This window comes from Candidatus Dadabacteria bacterium, assembly GCA_026705445.1.
GTDB lineage: Bacteria > Desulfobacterota_D > UBA1144 > Nemesobacterales > Nemesobacteraceae > Nemesobacter.
Genome location: JAPPAR010000011.1, coordinates 1 through 23,316, shown reverse-complemented (window position 1 = coordinate 23,316; position 23,316 = coordinate 1). Strand labels below are relative to the sequence as shown.

General features: G+C 54.1%; 26 protein-coding genes and 1 pseudogene. 14 read left to right on the top strand and 13 right to left on the bottom strand.

Annotation, left to right across the window (positions count from 1 at the left end; genetic code table 11):
• The first annotated feature begins 6 nt into the window (after positions 1–6).
• Positions 7–465, top strand: a complete 459-nt coding sequence (locus OXG75_01820; protein ID MCY3624729.1) for a copper chaperone PCu(A)C — start codon at positions 7–9, stop codon at positions 463–465.
• Here the strand turns inward: OXG75_01820 and OXG75_01815 are convergent.
• The 3 genes and pseudogenes from OXG75_01815 to OXG75_01805 form a co-directional block, all read right to left on the bottom strand.
• On the bottom strand, positions 462–878 hold the full coding sequence (locus OXG75_01815) for a polymer-forming cytoskeletal protein (protein MCY3624728.1): 417 nt from the start codon (positions 876–878) through the stop codon (positions 462–464). The genes OXG75_01820 and OXG75_01815 overlap by 4 nt on opposite strands.
• A 33-nt stretch (positions 879–911) precedes the next feature.
• Positions 912–1,283, bottom strand: a pseudogene (locus OXG75_01810) (M23 family metallopeptidase).
• 575 nt (positions 1,284–1,858) lie between these two features.
• Positions 1,859–2,680, bottom strand: coding sequence for a vitamin K epoxide reductase family protein (locus tag OXG75_01805; protein MCY3624727.1), 822 nt, complete (start codon positions 2,678–2,680; stop codon positions 1,859–1,861).
• Positions 2,681–2,851: 171 nt separating this feature from the next.
• On the opposite strand from OXG75_01805, the gene OXG75_01800 reads away from it, so the two are divergent.
• On the top strand, positions 2,852–3,478 hold the full coding sequence (locus OXG75_01800) for a hypothetical protein (GenBank protein ID MCY3624726.1): 627 nt from the start codon (positions 2,852–2,854) through the stop codon (positions 3,476–3,478).
• Between the two features lie 23 nt (positions 3,479–3,501).
• Here the strand turns inward: OXG75_01800 and OXG75_01795 are convergent, their stop codons facing one another.
• Positions 3,502–4,575, bottom strand: a complete 1,074-nt coding sequence (locus OXG75_01795) for a glycosyl transferase (protein MCY3624725.1) — start codon at positions 4,573–4,575, stop codon at positions 3,502–3,504.
• A 283-nt stretch (positions 4,576–4,858) separates the two neighbouring features.
• On the opposite strand from OXG75_01795, the gene OXG75_01790 reads away from it, so the two are divergent.
• The 4 genes from OXG75_01790 to vapC all read left to right on the top strand — a co-directional run bounded on the left by OXG75_01790 (position 4,859) and on the right by vapC (position 8,310).
• Positions 4,859–6,019 carry an LL-diaminopimelate aminotransferase gene (locus OXG75_01790; protein MCY3624724.1) on the top strand — a complete coding sequence of 387 codons (1,161 nt, stop codon included), beginning with the start codon at positions 4,859–4,861 and terminating at the stop codon, positions 6,017–6,019.
• Positions 6,020–6,056: 37 nt separating this feature from the next.
• Positions 6,057–7,517 carry a glycosyltransferase family 2 protein gene (locus OXG75_01785; GenBank protein MCY3624723.1) on the top strand — a complete coding sequence of 487 codons (1,461 nt, stop codon included), beginning with the start codon at positions 6,057–6,059 and terminating at the stop codon, positions 7,515–7,517.
• Between the two features lie 161 nt (positions 7,518–7,678).
• The gene (gene vapB, locus OXG75_01780; GenBank protein ID MCY3624722.1) at positions 7,679–7,909 is read left to right on the top strand and encodes a type II toxin-antitoxin system VapB family antitoxin; all 231 of its coding nucleotides are present in this window, start codon (positions 7,679–7,681) and stop codon (positions 7,907–7,909) included.
• Positions 7,909–8,310, top strand: a complete 402-nt coding sequence (gene vapC, locus OXG75_01775; GenBank protein MCY3624721.1) for a tRNA(fMet)-specific endonuclease VapC — start codon at positions 7,909–7,911, stop codon at positions 8,308–8,310. Before vapB ends, vapC begins: the two co-directional genes overlap by 1 nt.
• 310 nt (positions 8,311–8,620) lie before the next feature.
• Here vapC and OXG75_01770 read toward each other — a convergent pair whose 3' ends face one another.
• Entirely contained in the window at positions 8,621–9,859 is a 1,239-nt protein-coding gene (locus tag OXG75_01770) for an ATP-binding protein (GenBank protein ID MCY3624720.1), read from the bottom strand.
• Between the two features lie 311 nt (positions 9,860–10,170).
• Here OXG75_01770 and OXG75_01765 point away from each other — a divergent pair, with 311 nt between their 5' ends.
• The 5 genes from OXG75_01765 (at position 10,171) to OXG75_01745 (ending at position 13,791) form a co-directional block, all read left to right on the top strand.
• Positions 10,171–10,395, top strand: coding sequence for a hypothetical protein (locus OXG75_01765; GenBank protein ID MCY3624719.1), 225 nt, complete (start codon positions 10,171–10,173; stop codon positions 10,393–10,395).
• A gap of 397 nt (positions 10,396–10,792) precedes the next feature.
• Positions 10,793–11,548 carry a TIGR04255 family protein gene (locus tag OXG75_01760; protein MCY3624718.1) on the top strand — a complete coding sequence of 252 codons (756 nt, stop codon included), beginning with the start codon at positions 10,793–10,795 and terminating at the stop codon, positions 11,546–11,548.
• A 1-nt stretch (position 11,549) separates the two neighbouring features.
• Positions 11,550–12,044, top strand: a complete 495-nt coding sequence (locus tag OXG75_01755) for a hypothetical protein (GenBank protein MCY3624717.1) — start codon at positions 11,550–11,552, stop codon at positions 12,042–12,044.
• Positions 12,041–12,439, top strand: coding sequence for a hypothetical protein (locus OXG75_01750; protein ID MCY3624716.1), 399 nt, complete (start codon positions 12,041–12,043; stop codon positions 12,437–12,439). Before OXG75_01755 ends, OXG75_01750 begins: the two co-directional genes overlap by 4 nt.
• Positions 12,440–12,618: 179 nt before the next feature.
• On the top strand, positions 12,619–13,791 hold the full coding sequence (locus tag OXG75_01745) for an ATP-binding protein (GenBank protein ID MCY3624715.1): 1,173 nt from the start codon (positions 12,619–12,621) through the stop codon (positions 13,789–13,791).
• 81 nt (positions 13,792–13,872) lie between these two features.
• On the opposite strand, the gene OXG75_01740 is transcribed toward OXG75_01745, so the two are convergent.
• The 6 genes from OXG75_01740 to OXG75_01715 form a co-directional block, all read right to left on the bottom strand.
• The gene (locus OXG75_01740; protein ID MCY3624714.1) at positions 13,873–14,436 is read right to left on the bottom strand and encodes a hypothetical protein; all 564 of its coding nucleotides are present in this window, start codon (positions 14,434–14,436) and stop codon (positions 13,873–13,875) included.
• Entirely contained in the window at positions 14,426–15,133 is a 708-nt protein-coding gene (gene trbC / locus OXG75_01735; GenBank protein MCY3624713.1) for a type-F conjugative transfer system pilin assembly protein TrbC, read from the bottom strand. Before trbC ends, OXG75_01740 begins: the two co-directional genes overlap by 11 nt.
• An 11-nt stretch (positions 15,134–15,144) precedes the next feature.
• Positions 15,145–16,092 carry a TraU family protein gene (locus OXG75_01730; GenBank protein ID MCY3624712.1) on the bottom strand — a complete coding sequence of 316 codons (948 nt, stop codon included), beginning with the start codon at positions 16,090–16,092 and terminating at the stop codon, positions 15,145–15,147.
• 200 nt (positions 16,093–16,292) lie between these two features.
• A complete protein-coding gene (locus OXG75_01725) occupies positions 16,293–16,703 on the bottom strand; it encodes a hypothetical protein (GenBank protein MCY3624711.1) in 411 nt (136 codons plus the stop codon).
• Between the two features lie 157 nt (positions 16,704–16,860).
• Complete coding sequence (locus tag OXG75_01720) at positions 16,861–17,043, bottom strand: hypothetical protein (protein MCY3624710.1); 183 nt, start codon at positions 17,041–17,043, stop codon at positions 16,861–16,863.
• A gap of 24 nt (positions 17,044–17,067) precedes the next feature.
• Positions 17,068–18,417 carry a TraM recognition domain-containing protein gene (locus OXG75_01715; GenBank protein ID MCY3624709.1) on the bottom strand — a complete coding sequence of 450 codons (1,350 nt, stop codon included), beginning with the start codon at positions 18,415–18,417 and terminating at the stop codon, positions 17,068–17,070.
• A 201-nt stretch (positions 18,418–18,618) separates the two neighbouring features.
• Between OXG75_01715 and OXG75_01710 the strand changes: the two genes are divergently transcribed.
• Both OXG75_01710 and OXG75_01705 read left to right on the top strand, forming a co-directional pair.
• Positions 18,619–19,287 (top strand): hypothetical protein, encoded by a 669-nt coding sequence (locus tag OXG75_01710; protein MCY3624708.1) that lies wholly within the window; start codon positions 18,619–18,621, stop codon positions 19,285–19,287.
• Positions 19,288–19,567: 280 nt separating this feature from the next.
• Complete coding sequence (locus OXG75_01705; GenBank protein MCY3624707.1) at positions 19,568–21,109, top strand: hypothetical protein; 1,542 nt, start codon at positions 19,568–19,570, stop codon at positions 21,107–21,109.
• 226 nt (positions 21,110–21,335) lie between these two features.
• On the opposite strand, the gene OXG75_01700 is transcribed toward OXG75_01705, so the two are convergent.
• Positions 21,336–21,905, bottom strand: a complete 570-nt coding sequence (locus OXG75_01700) for a tyrosine-type recombinase/integrase (protein ID MCY3624706.1) — start codon at positions 21,903–21,905, stop codon at positions 21,336–21,338.
• 72 nt (positions 21,906–21,977) lie between these two features.
• Positions 21,978–22,505, bottom strand: a complete 528-nt coding sequence (locus OXG75_01695; GenBank protein ID MCY3624705.1) for a hypothetical protein — start codon at positions 22,503–22,505, stop codon at positions 21,978–21,980.
• A gap of 188 nt (positions 22,506–22,693) precedes the next feature.
• On the opposite strand from OXG75_01695, the gene OXG75_01690 reads away from it, so the two are divergent.
• Entirely contained in the window at positions 22,694–22,897 is a 204-nt protein-coding gene (locus OXG75_01690) for a hypothetical protein (GenBank protein ID MCY3624704.1), read from the top strand.
• Positions 22,898–23,316 lie beyond the last annotated feature (419 nt).

Genomic DNA, 23,316 nt, shown 5'->3' with positions numbered 1-23,316 from the left:
GTACCCATGAACGTAAGAAAAGCCCTGATCGTTTTAGCTGTTTTCTTTCTTGTTGCTCCCCTGGCTTGGAGCATGGGGGAGGTCTCCGTCAAGGACCCGTGGGTAAGACAAAATCCCCCTGGTGCTTCCGTGACCGCTGCCTACATGGTTATTGAGAACCCCGCCGCCGCAGGAGACGAACTTTTGGAAGTGGGCTGCAGCTGCTCCGCTTCGGCTTCGCTTCACGTTACGGAGATGAGGGAAGATTCGATGGCAATGAAGAAGGTTGCTTCGATTGAGATTCCGGCGGGCAAGTCGGTCGTCCTTTCGCCGGGAGGCTATCACGTGATGCTAGAGGAGCTCTCGGGCAATATAGAAGAAAGCGTGATTTTGGAATTGAAGTTCCGCTCGGGCGCGCGGATATCGGTTACGGCGCCTGTCCTCGATCCCCCCGAGGCAAGCCGCCGCAGCCACCACCACCATTAGGGTTTCGCCGCTTGGGAGGAGCCGGGAGCCGGGCCTTTATCCTTTACGCCTTTCGGTGCGGGGCTTTTCATTTCGCACTTCGCCCTCATGATTCCCCCGGCCTCGGTTATCAGGGTCTCGATCAGGACTTCTCCGGTTATTTCTCCCGTGCTTTTGATCTCAAGCGCCCCGGCATCTATCTTTCCGGTTACTTTCCCGAATATGATGACCTCTCTGGCGTTTATGTCCCCGGTCACCGAACCGTTAGGGCCCACCACGATTGAGTTGGCGACTTTTATGTCTCCCTTGAGTTCACCTTCGACCTTCATCGATCCCTCGCACGAGATGATTCCCTCGAACACCACGCCTTTGCCCAGAACTGTTTCCACGGCACCCGAGTTATTGTTTTTGCTCTTCCGTTTGCTGTTATACATACAGGCTTTCCCCTATCTTACGTATTTTTTGGGGTTGATTCTTCTTCCGTACCTTATTATCTCGTAGTGAAGATGCGGCCCGGTTGAACGGCCCGTCGATCCTAGTTCCCCTATCTTCTCTCCCGCTACGACCTTCTGGCCCTTGGTGACACTTATCTTGGAGAGATGCCCATAGAGAGTCTTGTAGCCTTTTTTGTGCTTGATGACAACGTGCTTTCCGTAGCCCTTAACGTACTCGGCCTTGTGAACGACGCCGTCCGCCGTGGCCGTTACCTCGTCTCCTATTTTCCCCCTGAAATCTACTCCGCCGTGAAACTCCCTGGCATCCGAGAAGGGAGATTTCCTGTAGCCGTAGTGCGAAGAGATTCCTCCCCGGGCGGGTTTTCCGAAAGGAATGGAGTCCATGGCCTTGGCGAGGCGGTCTATGTCCTTCTCTAGCGCGTCAAAGTAATCGTGACCGATATCGCTTGCCTGGAAGCCGCGTCCTCCCGCGGGGAGAGCTTTTCTCCGCTTTTTCTCAGAGAGCGTTCTCTCCATGGAGGCAAGCTTTTTCTCGAGACGAAGGACCCTTTTTATGAACTTGTCCTCAAGTTTCTTGTCCACGATTATGTCGTGCGACATCGCCTCGACGGCGCTTAGCAGTTCGTCTATCTCGGCTTGCTTCTGCGCCCGGATATCTTGTGCTTCCCCGTAGAACTTGTATGAGAGAAAGAATGAGAGAAGCGTGCCCAGCACGAAAATCCCCAAGGCGCCCAGCACGAACTGCAACCGTTCCCTGCTTATGCCCCAGGACCGGGTCCACCCGAACTTGTTACAGCATATTATGAACGATAATCCGTCGTTTCTTTTTTCCACCCTTCACCCCAATGCCGCCCCGATAGCGGCTCAGTTGTAATAGGAACGTTAAGATAAAGATAATTTATAAAAGCCCCTTGTCAAAGCAATGGCAAGTGATCCCAGCACCTTGTAGAGGGGAATTTTCACTTGCCCGAATAACCCGAGATCCTCCCGAGCTGCTCGAGAGTTCTTACCCCCTCGTGGAACTCTTCGCCGATTTCCCAGGTGGGGTAGCTTTTTATGTTCTTGCCCGCGCAGAGGGTGGGATTGGAGTCTGGACCGCTTCGGCTGCACTCGACGTAGGTTATGTGGTCGAAAGCCCCCCCGAAAAGATCCTTCTGCTTCTGACAGTGACCGCAGTTGTATGAGCCGTACATGATTGCTCCGCGCTCCGAGAGGTATTTCGCGAGGCTCACCTGGTAAAAGGTAGCCGCGGACGGGGGATTCTCCCGCGGGGCGGGGGAATGAATGGAGTAAGACGTGGCAAACACCAAGACGAACACCGTCGCCGCCCCGCCGAAGGACTTTATGGCGCTGCCGGTCGTTTGAGAGGCCGCAAGCAGAAACACTGCCACTGCGATCGCGGCCGAGGCCACGCACCACGAGCAAAGCGCCTCTATTATGAAAAGTTCAAGGTAGGTGAGGTAAGCCGAAAAACCGACCGCCGCCGCCGATAGCCAGAAAAGAAGATTCCACTTTGTCCGCCGCCCAAGGCGCGAGACGGAAACGGTCACCATAGCCGCGTATCCCAGGACTCCGAGCAGCGAGACCGGCATGCCCCCGATGCTCGAGTACCGGCTCTCCCTTACCATGTCGCAGCCTTTGCCCGTAAGGCAAAGCTCCGCGCCCCCGAGCACGAAGTCAGCCACAAGCAGGTATCCCGATACTAGCGTCCCCAGCGCGCAGAGAACAAATGCTGCCCCCGTGTGGCCGCCGGGAAGACTCTTTTTCCATCTTGTTGCCATTTGTCGGGTATTATACAGATTATTCGCAGGTTTTAGAAACCTCTTTGCCCTGCAACTCTAAGGCCGTGTTAACGGTTTTTAAAAGGGTGATTAAAAAACGAAAAACCTTCGGTTTATCTCTTGTTTTTTGCGCTCCATGCGGTTTTTATTTTATACAGGGCTCAGGGAAAGATGATTAATAACGACAACATAGCTCAAAAGGTCACGTTTCCGCGTCCCGCCGAGGGTGGTAGGGTCGTAGGCGCGGCGAACCTCGTCTCCACCGTTTTTTCCCCCGCGCTTGTGGTTTTCTACGCGGTGATTCTCTGCTCTTACTCGCTTGATCACTCCGCCAAGTTTCTCTGGACTTTTCTTTTCCTGCTGCTTTTCGTGCTTGCCCCGACGGCCTACATATTCTATCTCATGGGACAGGGCAAGGTGACGGATTTCCATATAAGCGTGAGGGAGGAGCGGATAAGGCCCCTCAGCGTTATTTTCGTCTACTCGGTATTGTCGCTCCTTCTCTACGGCTTCGTCGGCGGCCCGGGCGCCTTGGTCACGCTCGGCTACTTATGCCTTGCGCTTACGGGCCTCTGGATACTGGTTTCGCTTTACTGGAAGATAAGCGGTCACTGTGCCGCAATCGGCGCGCTCGGGGCGGCGGTGTTCGCCCATCCGCACGAGGCCCTGGTTTTCGTTATCCCGCCTCTTGCCCTGCTGGTCGCGTGGTCGAGGGTGAGACTCGGGTGCCACAGCTTGGCCCAGACGCTGGCGGGGCTGGTTCTCGGCATCGCGGTCTTCTGGTTCTTTCTTCCCTGATTTTCCCCGCCGCGGTTTTATCCTCAGAGAAAAAGGTCTAGGAGCCCCTTTCGCTCGGCGTCTTCGATAGGGGAGCCGGTCGGGTGTCTGAACTCCTCTTCGCCCCCGTAGCGCTCGGCAAGGGCGAGTATGGTTTCCGATATGTCGGGAACGACGTCCCTGTAGGGTTCGGGCTGCGCTCTGGGAAGGGATACCCATCTCTCAAGGACGCTTTCGAAATCGCTGCCCACCTTGTGGAGCACCTCGAATCCCATCTGCTCAAGCGCCGCCGCGTTGCACTCCTGCTCATACTGCCCCTTCATCGGCACCGCGAGCAGCTTCTTGCCTAGGAAAAGGGCCTCGGAAGGCGTCTCGAATCCGGCATTGGTGAGTATGCCCTCGCTTTCGGTGAAGCTTTCTATGAACTTCTCGTAGCTTACCGGGTACACGGTGACGTTTCCTTCTGTGTAGGGCTCTCCCTTGTAGTGTTTTGAGAAAAGCTCCCAGCACACGTCGATTTTGCTCAGATGCCTGATCAGGGTGTGCTCGTCAAAGCTCGGGAGATAGACCGTGTAGTGGCCGTTTCGGCGCACTTCGTAGCGGCGAAGCTCCTTTCTTATTATGGGGGTCTTTATGAAGTTGTCGTACTCGCGGAAATGAAGCCCGAGCGGTATGCACACGGGGGCGTACCACTTTATTATGAATTCCATTATCTTGTTCGGCTTCTCGGGCCTCGGGGTCTTGGGGGACGCGAACGACGTCTGGTGGGAAAGCGAAACGCAGGGCCTTTTCTTGAGGCGGCACGCCCAGGAGGATATGGGCTCGAAGTCGCTTACCACCATGTCGTAATCCCCGACGGGAAGGTCGTTTACGTCCCCGAGCAGCTTGTCGAAGCGGGCCTTCTTTATCGAGGCGTAGTAGTCGATCCCGCCGTTTTTCCCGAAAACAAACCCGAGTCCCCGCAGGTTGTACTTGACCTCGAAGCCGAGATCTATTTCGTGCTGGTGCTCGCTTACCATAATGTCGACCTCGGCCGACTTCCGAAGCTCGGCTATCACGTCTCTTGAGCGGCTTATGTGGCCGTTTCCGGTTCCCTGTATTGCGTAGAGTATCTTCAAACCTTTTCTCCTCGCGCGCAATGTAATTCTAATCTTTTTTGCGGGCGTTGTTAAACATGGGGAATTATGTATTTAAGTTGACATACATAATTCCCTAAACATGCCCCCGAGCGCTACTTATCCCCGATCTTCGTCAAAGCGGCGTAAAGTGCCCGTTAAGGGGCGGTTAACGCTTCCCGCAGGAGATTTTCCTCACAAAATCACACTTGCCCATCGGGCACCGTTAAGTTAGCCTTATTGCCTTGTCAGGACCTATCTATCCTCGGGAGGACTTCAAATGAAAATCAAGTGGGCGGAGAGAATCGAGCAGCTTCCTCCATACCTTTTCGCCGAGATCGACAGGAAAAAAAACGAGCTGATCGAGAAGGGGGCAGACGTGATCGACCTCGGGGTGGGCGACCCGGACATACCGACGCCGGAGCACATAGTGGAGTCGCTTCGCGAGGCCTCCGGAGATCCGGAGCACCACCGCTACCCGTCCTACGTGGGCATGCTGTCTTTTCGGGAGGCGGCTGCCGAGTGGTACGAAGAGCGCTTCGGGGTAAGCCTCGATCCCGCAAAGCAGGTAGTGACCCTCATAGGTTCCAAGGAAGGTGTAGCCCACGCGCCTTTAGCGTTTGTTGACCCGGGGGATGTGGCGCTCGTGCCGGATCCCGGATACCCCGTGTACCCGGTCTCTACCACGTTCGCCGGAGGGGTTCCCTACCCGATGCCGCTTCTTAAGGAAAACGATTTTCTCCCGGACCTTGACGCCATTCCCGCGGATGTGGCCAAGCGGGCCGTCTTGATGTTTCTTAACTATCCGAACAATCCGACGACGGTTCTTGCCAACGAGGGGTTCTTCGGGGAAGTGGTCGATTTCGCCCGGGAAAACGAGATACTCATCTGCCACGACGCCGCCTACACGGAGATAGCGTTTTACGGAAAAAATCCCCTGAGCTTCCTCGAGATACCGGGGGCGATGGATGTGGGAATCGAGTTCCACTCGCTTTCAAAGACCTTCAGCATGACCGGGTGGCGCCTGGCGTTCGCCGCGGGAAACGAGAGGGCCATAGCGGGTCTCGGGAAGATAAAGACGAACATAGACTCGGGAGTTTTCCAGGCGGTCCAGGTGGCGGGCATAACGGCGCTTCGTAACAGCTCCGTCGGGCTTGAGGAGAGAAAAGAGGTTTACAGGGAGCGCCTCGAGATATTCTGCCGCGGCCTTCGGGAAGCGGGCATAGAGTACACCGTCCCCGAGGCCACGTTCTACGTGTGGTTCGAGGTTCCCGAGGGGATGACATCTTCAGAGTTCTCGGAGAGAATGCTCACCGAAGCCGGCGTGGTCGTCACTCCCGGAAACGGTTTCGGGGACTGCGGCGAGGGATACGCCAGGGTGTCGGTGACGTTCGACACGCAGAGGATAGAGCAGGCTGCCGAGAGGATAGCGAAGTTCAAACCGTAGGGGCGACCTGGTCTTTAAAGATAAGAGGTTTTGAGAGTTGTTTGAGTTTATAAAGTACTTCTGCACCCTGCTTTACATTATCTCCTCCGCTTTTCTCTGCATATTCGGTCTTCACCGCTACTACCTGGTGCATCTTTACTCGAGGACAAAGGCGCGCCGCGCCGCGGCCCCGCGGGGGCAGGGATCCCTTCCGCGCGTCACGGTGCAGCTCCCCGTCTATAACGAGATGTACGTGACCGAGAGGCTCATCCGCGCAGTCTGCGCGATCGACTACCCGAGTGACCTGCTCGAGGTGCAGGTGCTTGACGACTCAACCGATGACACAAGCCGCATAGCGGCGCGCTGCACCGATGAGCTCCGGGCCGCCGGTTTCGACATAAAGCACATCCGGAGGGGGAACCGCGAGGGGTACAAGGCGGGGGCGCTTGCCGCGGGCTGCGCGCAGGCAAGCGGGGAGCTTCTTGCGGTTTTCGACGCGGATTTTGTTCCCCCCAGGGATTTTCTCCGAAGGACCGTTTCGTGCTTCGAAGACCCTGAGGTCGGGATAGTGCAGACGAGATGGGGGCATCTTAACCGCGACTACTCGCTTCTGACCAAGGCCCAGTCGGTGCTTCTTGACGGCCATTTCGTGGTGGAGCAGGCTGCCCGGCATGGAAACGGACTTTTTCTTAACTTCAACGGCACCGCCGGGGTGATCCGCAAGAAGTGCATAGAGCAGAGCGGAGGGTGGCAGCACGACACCCTGACCGAGGATCTTGATCTAAGCTACAGGGCGCAGATAAACGGGTGGAAGGCAGTCTACCTGCCCGACGTCATATCGGACGCCGAGCTTCCCGTTGACATGAACGCCTTTAAGATACAGCAGCACAGGTGGGTCAAGGGAGGGATCCAGACGGCAGGGAAGCTTTTGCCGTCGGTGCTTCGCGACTCCCGGATCCCGTTTAAGGTAAAGGCCGAGAGCATATTTCACCTCCTCGGCAATTTCAGCTACCTGTTTCTGCTCGCCACTATAATTCTCATAATACCCATGAATTTCCTGTGGGAGAGGATATGGCTTAACGACCTTTTCATAGCGAGCGTCACGGGGGTGGCGCTCGGCACCTTAGCCATAATAAGGTTCTACATACTGGCGGTCCGCGAGGCCCACGGCGCCCGGGCGCGGGAGTTCTACAAGTATATACCCGTTGCGCTGAGCGTCGGGGCGGGCATAGCGGTTAACAACGCCAAGGCCGTGCTTGAGGCGGTTCTGGGCAGGACGTCGGGTTTTGCGAGAACGCCCAAGTACGCCGTCGTGGGCAGGAAGGACCGGTGGAGAACCTCGGCTTACGTTTCCTCAAAAGGGGTTACCATCTTTTTCGAGGTCACCCTCTCGGTTTTCTTCACGTTCCAGGTGGCATACGTTCTCTACATGGGATTTTTCATCTGGGTTCCCTTTCTGCTGCTTATGCAGTTCGGTTTCACCTACACCGCTTTTCTCTCGATATATCACGGTTCGTGAGAGGAGTTAGCCCCGCTTCGAGATAACGGTCTTTTCAACTTTTCACAATTTCTGAATTTTCTCGGGGAGGCTTTTAGAAAAAGTACGTATATACTCTTTACATATCCCAACAGCCAGCTACAATGTATATACGTTAAGTATATTCCTGTCTGGAGGTAGAGATGGAAAGGGTAAAAGTCTTTAAGAACAATAAAAGCCAAGCGGTGAGGCTTCCCAAACCGGTTTCCTTGCCGGATACAGTAAAGGAAGTGGATATTATCCGCTTGGGGCGTTCCCGCTTAATCACTCCGGCTGGAGAAGCATGGGACAGCTGGTTTGAGGGGGAGGGTGTTACGGATGACTTCATGAATGAGCGCGGTCAGACCGGGAGTCAGGAGAGGGAACCCTTCTGATGCTCAGGTATATGCTGGACACCAATATAGTTATCTACACCATAAAGAATAAGCCCGAGAAGATAAAAAGGGCGTTTGTTGCTCATTACGGTCAGGTGTGCATATCAACCATAACCCTGATGGAGCTTGTTTATGGAGCGGAAAAGTCCGCGAACCCCAGACGCAATCTCAACGATATAGAGGGTTTTGTCGCCAGACTGCACGTGCTGTCCTATGATTACGCTGCGGCGGTTCATTCCGGTGAAATCAGGGCGGAATTAGCCGCCTCGGGCAGACCGATCGGACATTATGACCTGATGATTGCCGGGCACGCCAGGTCGCTCGGGCACATTCTGGTGACCAATAACACCCGGGAATTCAAGCGTGTGGCCGGATTACGCATAGAAGATTGGAGCAAATAGGCTTCTTTCTCTTCGTGGAGCGCGAGAGATCAGGTCAGCAGGCCGAAATTTCAGGAACCGACGAATCTCTGGATTGCCGACACAAGTCTGCAAGTGGTTAATGCCGTGCGAAAATCTATCCTCGGTAGATCAGGAAACTCTCTTCTTTCTGGTTACGTATGTGAGCCTCGAGCCGTTTATTCTTGCAAATCAGACAGTCGTATGCATAATTTGCAAGGTAACGGAACTTCATCTCTCTTATCAAGCAGCAGGAGAAGTTGCGCGCGACAGGCCGCCACGCGTTTCGCTCTTTCAAGGTGAGCCAGCCGGCTTACTGCCGGTTCCAGACTGTTCCGAAAGGAACAGCCCACAGCCCGTCACCCATGGAACCCGCGAGTTCTCCCGAATAGAGTACGACCCCGGTAAATTTTCTGTCGCGCGCGATGTTTTTCTTAAACCAGCTGAGGTTTCTGAAATCGTTCGTTCCGATGGCCGAGCCCGCCTTGATCTCAATCCCGAGCAGCGCCCAGTCCTCCCTTTCGATCAAGAAGTCGATCTCGCGCTTTTCGCGGTCACGGTAATGGAAGAGACTGTATCTTCCGGCATTGGCGTCCACTTGGGCGGCTATTTCGTTGAACATGAAGGTTTCGATCAGCTTGCCCGAGCGGTCCGCATCCATTCGGACCTGCTGCCTGTCCCAGTCAAGAATCGAAGACATGAGTCCCGAGTCAGTCATAAAAAGCCTGGGGCGTTGCCCCGCCCGCGCGTAATCGGTGCGTTTCCACGCCCTTACGCGTTCGACAATGTACAAGGCTTCTAGGGCGTTTATGTATGTCTCGACCGTGGAGCGCGCGATGGAAAGTCCAGCGCCTATGGATGAAATGTCCATGAACTTGCCCGACCATGCCGCCAGGGTGTGTATCAGTTCGCTCATGGCGTCGCGTCGCTGGATACGCCCGAGATCCCTGAGGTCGCGTTCCACAAGCGCGTCCGCGTAGTCCCGATGCCATAATCTTCGCTCTGTGTCTCCAAGCATAATGGCTTCTGGAAAACCACCTCCAAAAGAGATGTCCAGCATAGCGTCACGGTCGTAAGCGTGGTCGGGATGCCCGAAATCCTGCCTGAAGGCCCGGTCAAGGAAATCCGGAGACGCTCCTAAAATCTCTCCATGGGTGAGCGGACGCAGCCGTACCTTTCTTATGCGTCCGGCGAGGGATTCCCGTACTCCGGGGGAAGACTGTATGTCGGCTGAACCCGTCAGCAGGTATTGTCCTGGTCTCGTATCTTCATCCACCCTTATCTTGATTGCGGAAAGCAGGTCGGGAGCACGCTGGACTTCGTCAATGATGAGGGTGCTTCCCGAATGCTTCACGAAGCCTCGCGGGTCGGTTTCGGCAATCTGCCGTACGGCCGGATCATCTAGAGTGCGGTAGGCGATATGCCGTGAAACCAGTTCCTTGGCAAGGGTGGTTTTGCCGCATTGGCGCGCTCCGCAGAGCAACAGCACGCGGCGCGTTTCGAGGGCTTTTTTCAAGGTGTCCCGCTGCCAGCGGAAATAAGAATGTGACATGATCCGAAACTCGCTGTATTGTTATTTCCATATCCGCGTTTTTATAGAAATTATATCCGCGTTTTTATAGAAGACAATGTTCTCAAGTAATGTCATCCGGCCTCGTCGTTTTTTCGCCGCTGCGCCCGGCTGCTTTCGATCGTCTTTTTGATTCGGGATGTTTTCCGTTCACGGGAGGCGCTTTCCGATTTCGCGCTGTCGAGTCTTCACGCACCCCTTTAGTCGAGCGCTGGAGGCGCTCTCCGCCCTCGACATATCTCGGCGACCTGCTACCACCTGTATGCGTTAGGACTTCCTGTCTGGAAGCGGAGATGGAAAGGGTAAAAGTGTTTAAGAACAACAAGAGCCAGGCGGTGCGGCTTCCCAAGCCGGTTTCCTTGCTTGCCGGATCGCGCATCTTTCCTGGAAGAGATTTTCCTGGTATTATTCAATTTGCTGAAGTTACTGTTTGCTCCTCGCTTAAACTTCTGGTCGGGCATTATAAGCAATTAGGTACATTGATCGGTACTTTTTCCGCTTGTTTCAAGCTCTGGTAAAAAGCATCGGTCATTTTAATTTGCTAGCGACAGAAGACTTGTCAATATTGAACTCCGGTAATATTATATTAAAGTAAATAAAGGTTTAATTTTCCTAAGAATTCCTAGGAAACGGGTAAGACGGAGTTTTGTTAAGTTGATGCTACCCTAGCGGGGTTCTTAAAAATTCTTCCCACTAGGGTTAGGGAAGTGGAAGATTATGACCGGCAATAATCTTGCGCTTACTATTGAACCTGCTTAGAGCCGGGCAGAGTCGCTTGGTATTCTTTAGTTTTTTGCTCCAACTTGGTTTTAGACGGTGGAATCAATTTAGAAAAAACCTTATCGGAGAATTGTGGAGAATGGGGAGGCAGGAAAAACTTAAAAACAGTGATAAGGGATACGAGCAACAAAGATTATGCAATCCCCTATTGATATAACAGAAGAATTTCCTCGTTTGCCGCGCGCGCCGATTGTTGAGGCCGTTCTTGATCTTCGAGTTGTTTCTTCTGCCGAATGGGACGAGTCGAGTCTACAAAGCCGGTTAGAAGAACGATTGCCTGATTACCCGAAGCATGACACGGTGCAGGAAACTGAAGTTCAGCTTTCACCCGAGACCGGAACCAACGTAGTTAAAGATTTTGTCCACGTTGGTTTGAAGTGCCAGTCAGGAGATAGTTTTTATGTCGTACAGTTTAATAAAGATTCATTTGTCTTTAGTCGGCTAAAGCCTTACGAAAACTGGGAGAAATTTAGCCGAGAAGCGTTGCGCCTCTGGAAAATTTACTGTGAACTGCTAGAACCAACTGAAATTGGGAGAATTGGTCTGCGCTTTATAAACCGTCTAGCGATCAAACAGGGACAGAGAATTGAATTAGCTGATTATTATAAAAGGCCGCCACTACCTATCGAGGGTTTGAACTGGCTTTTATCAGGCTACTTGCATCGAGACGTGCTGCAGGTTCCGGGGACTCCCTATTCGGTTAATGTTATAAAGACTGTTCAAAGGACTCAGCAAGAAGCCGGATTGCTGTTGGACATAGATGTGTTTATGCAAAAATCTCTTAACTGTGGTGAAATACAGGTTTCTAAATATATGGATGAAATGCGTTGGGTAAAAAATAAAGTTTTCTTCAGTAATTTAACAAAGAAAGCCTTGGAGGAATGCAAATAAAATGTTGGCAACTGCAACATCTTCCCCTCTTATTTCAGGTTGCTCAGGTCAGGATTTTTCTGCTGGTGACTTTATAGACCAGCAAATGAGGGAATTATCTGCTCATTTGCAAAGGTCTAATATCTTGGGTTTTGGGGCTAGAGGCGTTTTTCGGGAACTGGAAAAGACCTTTAACGAGTGTGGAGTGGACGGATGGGACGGAGGAGAGGCGAGAGCCATAACAAAAGAGGTTTTCTGGAACGCTAAAATCTTTCTGGAATCTTTTCCTTGGGGCAGTGAATCTCCGGAAATAGGTGCTGAACCGGACGGAGCAATTTCTTTGGAATGGTACAGGTCTCCTTCCAGAGTCGTTTCAATCAGCATTAATCCTGGAGGAGGAGTTTATTATGCGGCTATAATTGGTGCAAAGCGGAGGCATGGAATGGATCCTGTTTCATTTTTTGTTTCCGATGATTTATTGGATTTAATTGGAGAGGTTGCCGGGGAGATTGAATGACGGATTTCGTTTTGCCTGATGAGCTTCTGGCGAGATATATCACTTCCTCAAGGTGGTATCGTAGAGCAGACCAAACGGTCAAGCAAGATGCCTTCATTCCGCCGGAAGACCCTCTGGAATTGTCAACTACCCGCCATTTAAATCTTTCCGAAAATGAAATTTGGGATATCGGAAATGAAATTGTTTCCGGGCAGCAAAATAGAAAGCTTCATGGCAGGGCTGATGTGGAGGTTTCTCACGTGACGTCACAGTCGTTAAATGTTGTAGCCGATCCGACAACCGATAATCCCAATCATGCCAATATTAGAGGCTGGCCACCTGGCAAGGATGCAAGGAAGCTTTTGGCTCTGGAAATAGCAAGGGGTGCTCGCTTTGTTGCTAATCCCAATCTATGAATAGAGTCATGTTCACAGAAGTTCTTTATTTCCGTGGTTACAAGCAGCCGCACTTTTTCAATCTGTAGTTTTCTGGGCATGAAAAGACTTGCTTTGCACATCAGTCTCTCAACGGTATCTTATCTGTTATGCGGAAATTATTCTTGTAAATTAAGAATAGCTATGTATAATTTGCAAGCATGATAGAACGTCATGCTTCCCACTCCCTAAGAAAAGCTCTCGGCCGACAAGCCGCCGTGGCGCTGATCGGCCCGCGTCAAGTCGGCAAAACGACCTTGGCGCTTGATATTGCCGGGGAGTCGGGGGCGCTGTACCTTGATCTCGAAGCGAGGGAAGAGCGTGCCAAGCTGGCTGACCCGGTACTGTTCCTAGGGGCGCACGAGCACCGTCTGGTTATTCTTGACGAGGTTCACCGCATACCGGAGCTTTTTTCCGAGTTGCGCGGCCTGATTGATCAGGGAAGACGCCGGGGGATGCGGACGGGACGCTTCCTGATCCTTGGGTCAGCATCGGTTGACTTGCTGAGACAATCGGGGGAAAGCCTTGCGGGGCGGATAGAATACGTTGAACTGAATCCGCTGAGCGTGCTTGAAGCGGTAGGGGATGACGATTCCCTGAATCTTCTCTGGGTGCGCGGCGGTTTTCCGGACAGTTTTTTAGCTGAAGACAATGACGACAGTTTCGCCTTCCGTCGCAACTTCATCCGCACCTACCTTGAACGCGATGTGCAGCAGTTCGGATGGCAGATTCCGGCGGAGACCCTTGAGCGTCTGTGGACTATGCTTGCTCACGGACAGGGCACCTTGCTTAACATCTCGAAGCTTGCGTCCGGCCTTTCCATAAGTGCCCGTACCGTGACCGGCTATATAGACCTGCTTGCTGATCTGCTGCTGGTGCGCCGACTGCGGCCGTTTTACGTCAATGTGCGAAAACGTCTCGTGAAGTCCCCGAAAGTTTATGTGCGCGACAGCGGGATAGTCCACGCCCTTCTGGGTGTAACGGATTACAATTCCCTTGCCGGTCACCCAGTCGTCGGAGCGAGCTGGGAGGGCTTCGTGATAGAGAACCTTCTGTCAGTTGCTCCTGCCGGAACCAGGGCGAGTTTTTACCGTACTTCTGCGGGGGCTGAGGTGGATCTTGTGCTTGAACTTCCCGGGAGCCTAGCTCCTTGGGCGGTCGAAATCAAACGCAGCCTCAGGGGGGCTCTCGGCAAGGGTTTTCGGAATGCTCTGAAAGACATCAAGCCCGAGCGATCCTTTGTGGTTACCGCCGGTTCTGACCGCTATCCGGTTGCCCGGAATGTCGAGGCGATCGGTCTTCGGAAAATGGCGGCAGTTCTAAAGGGGCAGTGACTTCCGGTTGCTGTTTTCTTGTCCGCGATTTTACAAGAAACAAGCCTGCGTTTTTATAAAAGACAGCATATTGCGGGCGTGTCATCCAGCCCCGTCATTTTTTCGCTGCTGCGCCCGGCTGCTTTCTATTGTCTTTTTGATCCGGGATGTTTCTCCCTCTCCGGAAGCGCTTTCCGGTTTTGCGTCATCTAGGCGCTCGCGCACTCCTTTGGTGGAGCGCTTAAGGCTTTCTGCGCCTGAAAGTATCTCGTCCCTCCTCTCCCCGAGGTCCTCTGCGGTTTTTGTCTCTCCGCTCCCGATTCCGCCCCGGGCCCGCTCTCTCGCCCGGCCCGCATCCTCTCTCACCGCGGCGGAATTTTCTTCTATTGAGCTTCGCACTCGCTCCACGCCTCCTCCCGCCGTCCCCGCCTCCGCTCTCATCCCCTCGGGATCCCCGCTCCACCGCGTCCCCTCGGTTTGGAGTTCCTGGCGGCTTTCCGTCCCGTAGCCCGGAAGCGCTTCTGTCTCGATGTCTGACGGTCTCAGGATTTGCGAGTGGCGCGACAGCATTTCAGTCCCGTGAAGGCGTCCTTCCCGTAAGCCCGCTTCGAAATCTTCCCCGGCGCCCGCACCGGGGGTCGGCAGGAGCAGAAGGCTAATTGCCATAAAAGCCGCTTTCCTCAAGGCGCCTGATAAACACCCCGGCATTCGCGTCCTCCTTTTCCATGAGCCCGAGAGCGTAGGGAAGCGATACGTCCCCGGAAACCTTTACGTGGCGGAGCCCCTCGCAGTCCGCTCCCGGCACGTGTCCGTAGGCAAGCACGAGCTGCGGCACCGCCCCGACCGAGAAGCATTCGAAAAGAACAGGGTCTATCCATACCTGGGCCCCGGTTTTCCCGATCATGTCGGATATACGCGAGGCGGTTTCCCCGAGATCCTTTCCCGAAAGTCCCCGGAGAACCATCACCGCGCCCCCGGCCGCGGTCTCCTGCGCCGCCTCCCTGAGAGAGGGAAACGGTATGGAGAATGAGAAAAAGTAAAAGAGCTCGGGCCTCTTGTCTCCCGCGCCCGCGCTTTTTTCAGGGAAAGTCTCCGAGGGCGGGGGTTTTACCGACAGCAGTTCCATTATTTTCTCGGTTTCTTTCGCTCCGGGAGAGTTTATTTCCGAAAGTGTCTTCTCCGCTTCCGCAATGTCAGGTTCAAGCAGGTCTTCCATGAGTTTTTTCGCGCGGGAGAATTCCGCTTCGCCGGGCCCAGTTCTTATTCCCTGAAGCGAGACGGGATCCTCTGCGGAAGAGGCCAGCGTTGCCGGGAAAGCTAGCACGGCCATAATCAGAGCAGGCAGCAGTCTTTTTTTCTCCATAGCACCAATACCTAGTCCTCTCCCTGCGCGGGATACCACTTGCCTGAGGCCCAGCGCGCCGTCGTCCTTCCTATCGGGAAGGCCCGCGTGTTCTTCGGAAAGGCGAGCTGAAGCTTGTACTGGTCTTTCACTATCACGCGGTGGGGGCGCGGCGCGCACAAGGAGCCCTCTCCCGTGGTCTTAAAAGCCAGAAGCTCGTTATGCAGCTTCGCAAGCAGCTTTACGGCCGAAAGCGCGTAGACGGCCGGGAGGTCTCCCGTGGCCCCGTTGTTTCCCGTATGGGGGTAGACGCTCCCCCATGACCCGGCGCACCAGAAAAGTTCGTTAAGCGCAAAGCCCCCAGCGGCGGCCACGGCGTCCGCGGCGCACGAGACCTGCGCTGCGGGGTTCGCCACAAGCGCTATTTCGGGGTGGAGCAGAAACGAGAGTTCGTCGTTGCTCCAGAGGGGATCAAAGGCCATCATGTACGCGAGGTCGAATCCTCCCTGGGTCATGCAACCGAAGCTTGAAAAAAGGCTCAGCACGGAGAACACTGGGTAGAGAAAGTGGTGGACGTGAAGAAACGAGGTTCTGTCTCCCCGCTGCCCGCCACCCTCCCCGTATGTTCCCGCCGTTGCGAAGGAGGGAAGGGGAAGCTTTCTGCCCCCGAGCGAAGGGAAGCATCCGGGGTGTCTTACGACCTCGATTAGCTTCACCGGCTCCCAGAAGGAAACCTTTATCCCGATTCTGGGGACCGGCGACCCGCAGAAACAGAGGGGGAAACGGCTTACGGTGTCGGTTCCTTCTCCCGGCGTTACGGGACTCCCCCCTATCTTTATAGGGAACATGGCTCTCCAGTCGACGTCCGAGACGGGGTTGAAGAACCTTCCGCCGCACTTGGCCGACGCGGCGGCGTTCCTTGCGGCGCTTGCGAGCAAGGCGACTAGAAAAAGAGCCGTGAGGATCTTCTTTCGGGACATAATACTTAGAATGTAATACAAAATAGAGGATAAGGCAAGAAAAACCTGATCAGGCACACTGAGGATGGTTTTCTTCCTGCCGCCAGGACGTGTTTTGCGGAGCCGGGGAAATTGTGTTTATTTCGCGTTTTTTTGTTTTTTCGGGTGCGGGGCCCAGAGTACCGCGGATGCGGTCAGGAGGAGAAGCTTTTTTGTGATGTTCAGTGATTGCACCTGATATGGGCTTTCCCCTCTTCATCGAACCACGCCTTGGTTTCGACCATATCGAGTGCGTCAACGACTATAACGTAGTCTCCGTTTTCAAGGTCGATCTTTTTTCCCTTAAGAATCGTCTGGGTATCCTCCGTTTCCGGGGATTCTGAGGAGGAGGAGTGTGGTATCGTCTCGGTTTCATCGTTTTCGATACCCAGAGCCTCCCACTGCTCGCGGGCAAGGATTTCTCCTGTGTCAGGGTGTATAAATACCTTCACATTGGCACCCGACGCTTCGGCGGGTTGCGAAATCACTGCTGTTTTGCTTGAATGGTTCCCAGGAGTGGGCGGGTCGCCAGCGAAAGAGCTTATCGGCCAAACGGAGATTGAAAGCGTGGCAACGAGCAGAAGTTGTTTCATATCGATGACCATTATAAGTGAGTTTGATTTCAAAGTGAAGACAGATTGGGCGGCTTATTCTCCTGTTAAGTATGTTTTTGGCTTATCCAAAGACACATACCGCCGCTTGAGTTTATTCATTTCTTCTTTCCCCTCGCAAGACACGGCGAAACCGAAGTTATTCGGCGAAGCCGCGCGCCCGTTCTTTTCCCTCTTTCGTCGTAAACTTCACTTCGCGGGAACCGTCGTCCCTTTTTCTTCTCGTCGCGAGCGCGAAAAGCGCGGCGCCGAGCGCCGTGCAGAGAAGCGAAAAAAGGACCGCCGCCTCCCAGCTCACCGCCACCTGCGGTAGGTATTTCATTTCCGCTCTCCTTATTCTTTCTCATCAGCTTTTTATCTCCGGGAACCGTATTTCCTCGCACGGCGCCACGTCAAGCGTCCTGCCCCTGTATACGCCGTCGAATGTGAATGCGAAAAACTCCCTTCGCGAAAGCCTCATGAAGCTCTCGGGCGGCACCCTGTTCTCCTCCATTTCCCGGACGCTGAGCCCCCCGCCGAGGCTCATTATGGGAGAGAACCTTTTTCTCGTCCCCGCAAGGCGGGACGCCCACGCGGCCGTGTCGGGGTCGTTTACGCGGAAAATAACCTTGGTGTTCGTGTTGTCGAGGATTTTTCCCGCGTACGCCGGGCCGAGTTCGGCCACGAGGTCTTGGCGGCTCTGAGTCAGCATGTGCAGCCACACCCCGGCCCCTCCCGCCTTGTTGAAAAGATCGTCTATCCCGAAGTAAAAGACGTTTGACGCCTCGTCGGCGTAAACGGCGAGGGGAGGGTCGATCCTGCGGTGAGACGCAAGAACCCTGCCGACGAAGCTCTGCACCATCGAGAGCAGAACGCGCGCCATTATGTGGGCCGTTTTCCTGGTGAGAAGGGAGCCCGTCTGAACGACGAGTATCACCCTCTCTCCCGCCTCGAGACGCTCGACGAAGCGGTTCGCGGTGTCCTTTCCGATGATCTCTCCCACGGAGCCCGAGGAAAGCGACGTTATCACGGTGCGGAGGCTCGAGGAAACTTTTGAGAAGTAGTCCTGCGGCGAGGATAGTATCTGGTCGAGGTTACCGAGGATCTCCTCTGCCTCGGGCCCTTCTATCTCGGCTATCTGGGCGCGGAGACCCTCAAGCTCCCTGTAGCCTATGTTCTCCTTGATTTTTCTGAACGTGAATGTGGGCTGCTCCCCGAGAGATTTCGATATCAGCATGAGTCCCTGCACCACCACGAGCGTCACCTCGTAGGCTATGTTGAAGTAGAATTCCTCGCGGACCCGAACGCCCGAGACCACGTGGCTGACGATCTCCTCGGGCATGAAGTAGTGGGAGAGGGGATCCATCCTGACCGAGTAGCGGGGATGCACGGGGGAGAAGAAAATAAGATCGTCCTCCCGCCCCGCTTCCCTCGCCGCGGTCACTATCTTTGAGAAGATGGCGTTATCCCCCTTGGGGTCTATCCAGAGGATGCTTCGCCCCGCCCGTATGTCCTGCTCTATCATGGCTTCGGCGAGGCGGGTCTTTCCGCTTCGCGTGGCGCCCATGGTGAATACGTGCCCCTCGCGGTCTGCGTCGGGAATCGTTATCGGCGCGGGTTTCGCCTCGGCCTGCGCGTCAAGCGCCGTGCCCTCCCCTATGGTGCACCCCGTCGGCTGGGAAATGTCGCGGGGCTTCCTTGCGCGAAGTCCGATCAAGAGGCTTTTCTCCTTGTTTTTCCTGCCGGCATCTTTATTCTTTTTCTGTCCATTTTTTGATATCTGAAATACAATGTATTACAATCAAGAGAGAATGTCTATAACTTTTTTCAAAAATTTATCGGGGACGGGGAATCCGGCGGCTTGCGGGCGCGGTAGAATGCCTGGTTCTTCCCGCCCCGTATATGGAGGAGAAGGCCCGTGAGCGAGGGGCGGGGAGGTTTCGTTCACGTATCGCCTTCTCCCCACGCGTCTCCCCGCAACATCATAGACGCGATATCGGAGATACAGCAGTACCACATAATAGAGCGCACGGGGCAGGACATACCTTCGGATTTCCTCACGATGAGGGGGATGCTCACTTTTTTCATGGTGGGCTTCAGGAGCGGGTTCTGGGAGGGGGCGTTCCTGGGGCTGCTTCTTCCGCTCGGGTGGGGAGTGTGGGAGGAGGTGATCCTGGCCTTCGGGGGGACGGCGGATCTTTTCGGGAAGTGCCTTGTCTTTCTTTTCGGGTTCGGGATAAGCCTCATGATGACGGTTCTGCTCGGGGGGATACTCGCCGGGTACTATGGGGGAAACCTGACGAGAAAGGCCGTTAACTCGCTTGTGTGGGGCCGGACGGCGAGCCTGGTGGCGAAGGGGCTTATTGTGTTCTGCGTGTTTAACCTGCTCGTGTTTATCCTCAGTCCCGGGAACGTCTATTTTGTCTGCGAGGCGCTTCGGGGTCTTGTCGGAGACCCGGCCTCTTTTTACCGGGGGATAATGGGGATGAAGGAGCCTCTTCGGAAAAGTGCCGTCACCCAGCTTTATCTCTCCCCGGTGCTCAGTCTCGTGCCCTTTGTCACGCTCAGGCTTTTCGGTAGGGGGTGAGGATGGCGCTTCATTTCCGCACGGTTTCGGGTTTCGCGCGGGTGCGTGCCGGGGGAAATTCCCTCTTGACATGAATGCGCTTCTGGTTTAGTATTAAGGGAGCATTAAGGAGGAGTGTGATTTTCCGTTGAGGGAAAAAACGCTTGAAACTGGATTGTTTTTCTAGTAAACTTGGAATAAGTTTGATCATGCATTGAGGGATTCGGGGTTTTTATGCCCCTTTTTTAAATGTCCCTTAACGCTAATTATGGAACATAAATTTTACAGGAGGTAAGGAGAGATGATTCAAGCCAGATGGTTTATAATATTTTTTGCCGTTCTCGGCATGTCGGTTCCGTCATTCGCGATTGACTGGTCGCTTGGCGGATTTCCGAGCTATATGAGAACGAGAATGCGTGTTATTGACAACGCCACTTTGTTAAGTGAAGACAGGATTAGCGTTGTTGATACGACGCTCAGGGTCACCCCGCAGTTGGGATTGAGCGACGCGGTTACCGTGCGCGCCCAGGTTGACGTGGCGAGCAACATGATATGGGGTGGGGCGACTTCCCACTTCTTTGGTGGTACCTTTCTTGAAGATGACAGTGTTGTGCTGTCGGACCTGAGACCGAGCGACCGCTTCAACGGCGCTATTCTGAGGGGACCCAAAGCGATAGATCATGAGTACGGGTTTTTCACCGTACGCATGCTTCACGCGGACATAGTTCTTCCGAACAACCTTGGTTTCGTGAGAATAGGGCGCCAGCCTTTTGACTGGGGACTCGGAATTTTGGCAAACGGCGGACACGACCCGCATTCGGATCTCGGTTTCGTGGTTGACAGGGCTCTTTGGCTCAAGTCATTCCCCGCAGGAGCCGGAACCTTCACCTTGGTTCTCGTGTCTGACGTATTCAACAACGGTAGTTCGCTGTTCACTCAGGATGGTGGTGGACAGGGTTATGACATACTTGCAGCCGCGGGTATATACAACCAGCAGATGGGAGACGTGAACGTAACCGTTGGAGGTTATGCATTCCCGTACCTGCATCAGCAGAATATATTCGCTAGCCTGAGGAATCCTCTTCCCGGTGGTACAACCGGTTTCGGAAATGATTGGGATGTTGACCGTACTTCACTCTATTCCGGCCTGCTCGTACTTAAGGCTGCCAGCTGGAGCTTCACATACGAAGTCCAGATGTTCGGAGGGGGAGAAATTACAGCCGGTGATCCCAATGTAGAGCTTGATTTTGACTATGCTTTCGATATGGCGGCTCGTCTTGAACTTATGCCTTCGATGATGGCACAGGTAAGCACAATCGGTCTTGAAGCCGGTTGGGCTCAGGGTGATGACGGTTCGACTGCAACGACGATTGAAGGTAACGCCCTTCCGTTCAGCCCGGCCTATAATGTTGACAACCTTCTTTTCAAGCACGTCATTCCGACTGTTTACAACATAGAGGGCAGCGTTATAAACGCTATCTACGCCAGACTGTACGCGAATATGCAGCTTTCTGACAACCTCGGATTTACTCCTCAGGTTCTTATTGCCTGGAATGATGAGACAAATGCGGTTTCTGCTTTTGACAGTGGAGCCTTTGGTTCAGGTCTCCCAGCTACTGAAGTTGATGAGTATCTCGGAACAGAGATTGAAGGAACGCTCAGCTGGACGCTTCATCCGGGAGTAAACCTTGACTTCATCGGAAGCATGGTGCTTGCCGGAGACGGTCTTAAGGATCTGCAGGTGGCTCACGCAGCTGCTAATGGTGTCACTGCCACAGCCGACGATACGATCTGGGCATTCCAGTCAAGGCTGATGGTCTACATCGATCAGTTCGCAAAATAGAAACAAAACCAAATAAAAGCTAACAAAGCTTGAATGAAGCGGGTTCCCTCACAAAGGTTGCCCGCTTTTTTCATTTCATGCCCTTTTGATGGTGAGGGTTGGGTTATAGCGCGACAATTAAGATGACACTTTTCAGCATTGCAGTCTGCGAGACGATACTGACAGATATGAATCTCCGGGGGATCGGCGCGGCAATCTCTATTCTCAATCCCCCGCGGTTATTCAGTCATTTGCAGCCGTAGCGGATACGCGCCACGGCGTTGCGTCCCGCGAGCTGTTCCTTGGCGTATGCGGCGGGCATTTGCGGGGACTGCCAGCGACCTGCGATCTGCATGTCGACCAGCGTGGCTCCGCCGAGGGCCATGCTCTGCGCCGCCCCGACGCGCAGGGAATGACCGCTTACCCCCTCTATTCCCGCCTGCGCGGCGCGGGTTTTGAGTATGCGACGGATGGATGCCGGGGACAGGGGCGTTTCACCGACCCTGGAAGTGAAAAGATTCCCCCTTGATACGCTGCGAAACAGCGCTCCGTCATTTACGTTCGCGGCTTCGCGCCATGCCCTGACCCGGGTCATCGTCGGGCGGCCGAGATAGAGAACCGTCCCCCTGCCCTCCTGATCCGTCTTTGACCTGCGGACGCTGGCCCGTCCGGAGCCGTCGGTTTCCTCGGTAACGTCGGAGACGAGCAGAACCGCCGCTTCCGAAATTCTCAGCATCGCGTCGGACATGATCGAGATCAAAGCCGCGTCGCGGATCCCTGAAAGCGAATCCGTTTCTCCGCCCGCCATGGCCGCGATTCTTTCCGCCTGTGTCCAGGTGACGCCCCGCGCTTGGCCGCGTCCGCGTTCGGCGCCCTTGCGGCGGAATCCTCACATTGCCTTCGCCGTTATCCTGCCCACCGGAGATTCCCGTTCCCAGAGCTTCGCCGCGTAACGGACCGTCGCTATGACCATTTGAGCCGTGGCGGGAGCTTTGCCTTCCGCTTCAATCTTGGCGACGTAGCGGGCAAGCGTCACGTCATCCAGTTTTTCAAGGAGCAGTCTGATATTCACCCCTTCTGCCGATTCAATTCCCATAAAGGCCACGAGGCGGCGCAGGGCCCAGTAGTAAGTCTTGAGCGTATTCTCGGATACCGATTCCCCGATCAGATTCCTCAAACCCGCAATCGTCTCCCGGCTTTCGGAAACGACCGCGGCCTTGCGCGCGAACATGTCCGCCGCCCGCTCCTCCGTAAGCCCGGAGGACGCGCGCGAACTGAAACTGTATTCTCCGGTTCCGGCTTCGTAGTCCTTTGATGGTTTCAATACGGTTTCCAGATTCTGGGAAGTCTCCCGCCCTGCGTCCGTTTTGACCGTCTCCGTGAACCCCGGTTTCCGATGTGTGGTTCGTTTTGCCATTATTTGAAACCTCCTTTAATTGATTCAAGCAGTATGCGCATATACAGGATTGGTTTCTTCGGGGAACGGACAAGACCGGGCCGTGGAGGTAATTCGGCGGGTGCGCGGTGAAGGCGGCTGGTTTTACGCCCGGAGTTGCGCCGAAGCGTCGTGTTGCGCCAAAAGCTCTGGGCAGGTTCAAGCAGAGGGTGCGGGAACTTACGCGGTGCGTAAAGGGCGTAAGCCTGGATGAGCTTATCAAAGATCTGTCCCGCTACATTACCGGATGGCGAGGGTACTTCGGTTACTGCGAGATTCCTCAAGAAACTTCAGCCATTTTTCATCAAAATCATCTTCTAGCATATCTGCTTCATCAGGCATGGAAAAATCAAAACCTCTCAAACCGGTTATAATCAGTTGTCGGTTTTTTTCATAATCTTCTTCAGACCAACAGTAATCACCCTGACAGCGGTCCAATGACAAGCCATAGTGGTATCCCGTTTCCGTAATTAGGTTTTGCCACTGGTTTTCTCTCTCCTTCTCTCTTGCCCGTTGCTCTTTTTCCTCTCTTGCCTGTTTAGCTTCGTCCGATTCCATGATTTCTTTCCATTGATCTGAAAGCCATTTACGGTTTCTTCCAACAGTTTTAACAACCCATACTACAGACAACCAACCCAAGAAAATGGATAAAATCAGCAATCCATCTTCTTTGGTAACATCAAAGGTTATAAAACTGTTTATTCCCTTTTCGTTCATAAAAGAGGCTCCTACGTTTAGCCCGGATTTCTCACGGTAAGGTATAGAAAAGGCCGTTGTTTGTGTTATAATAAAG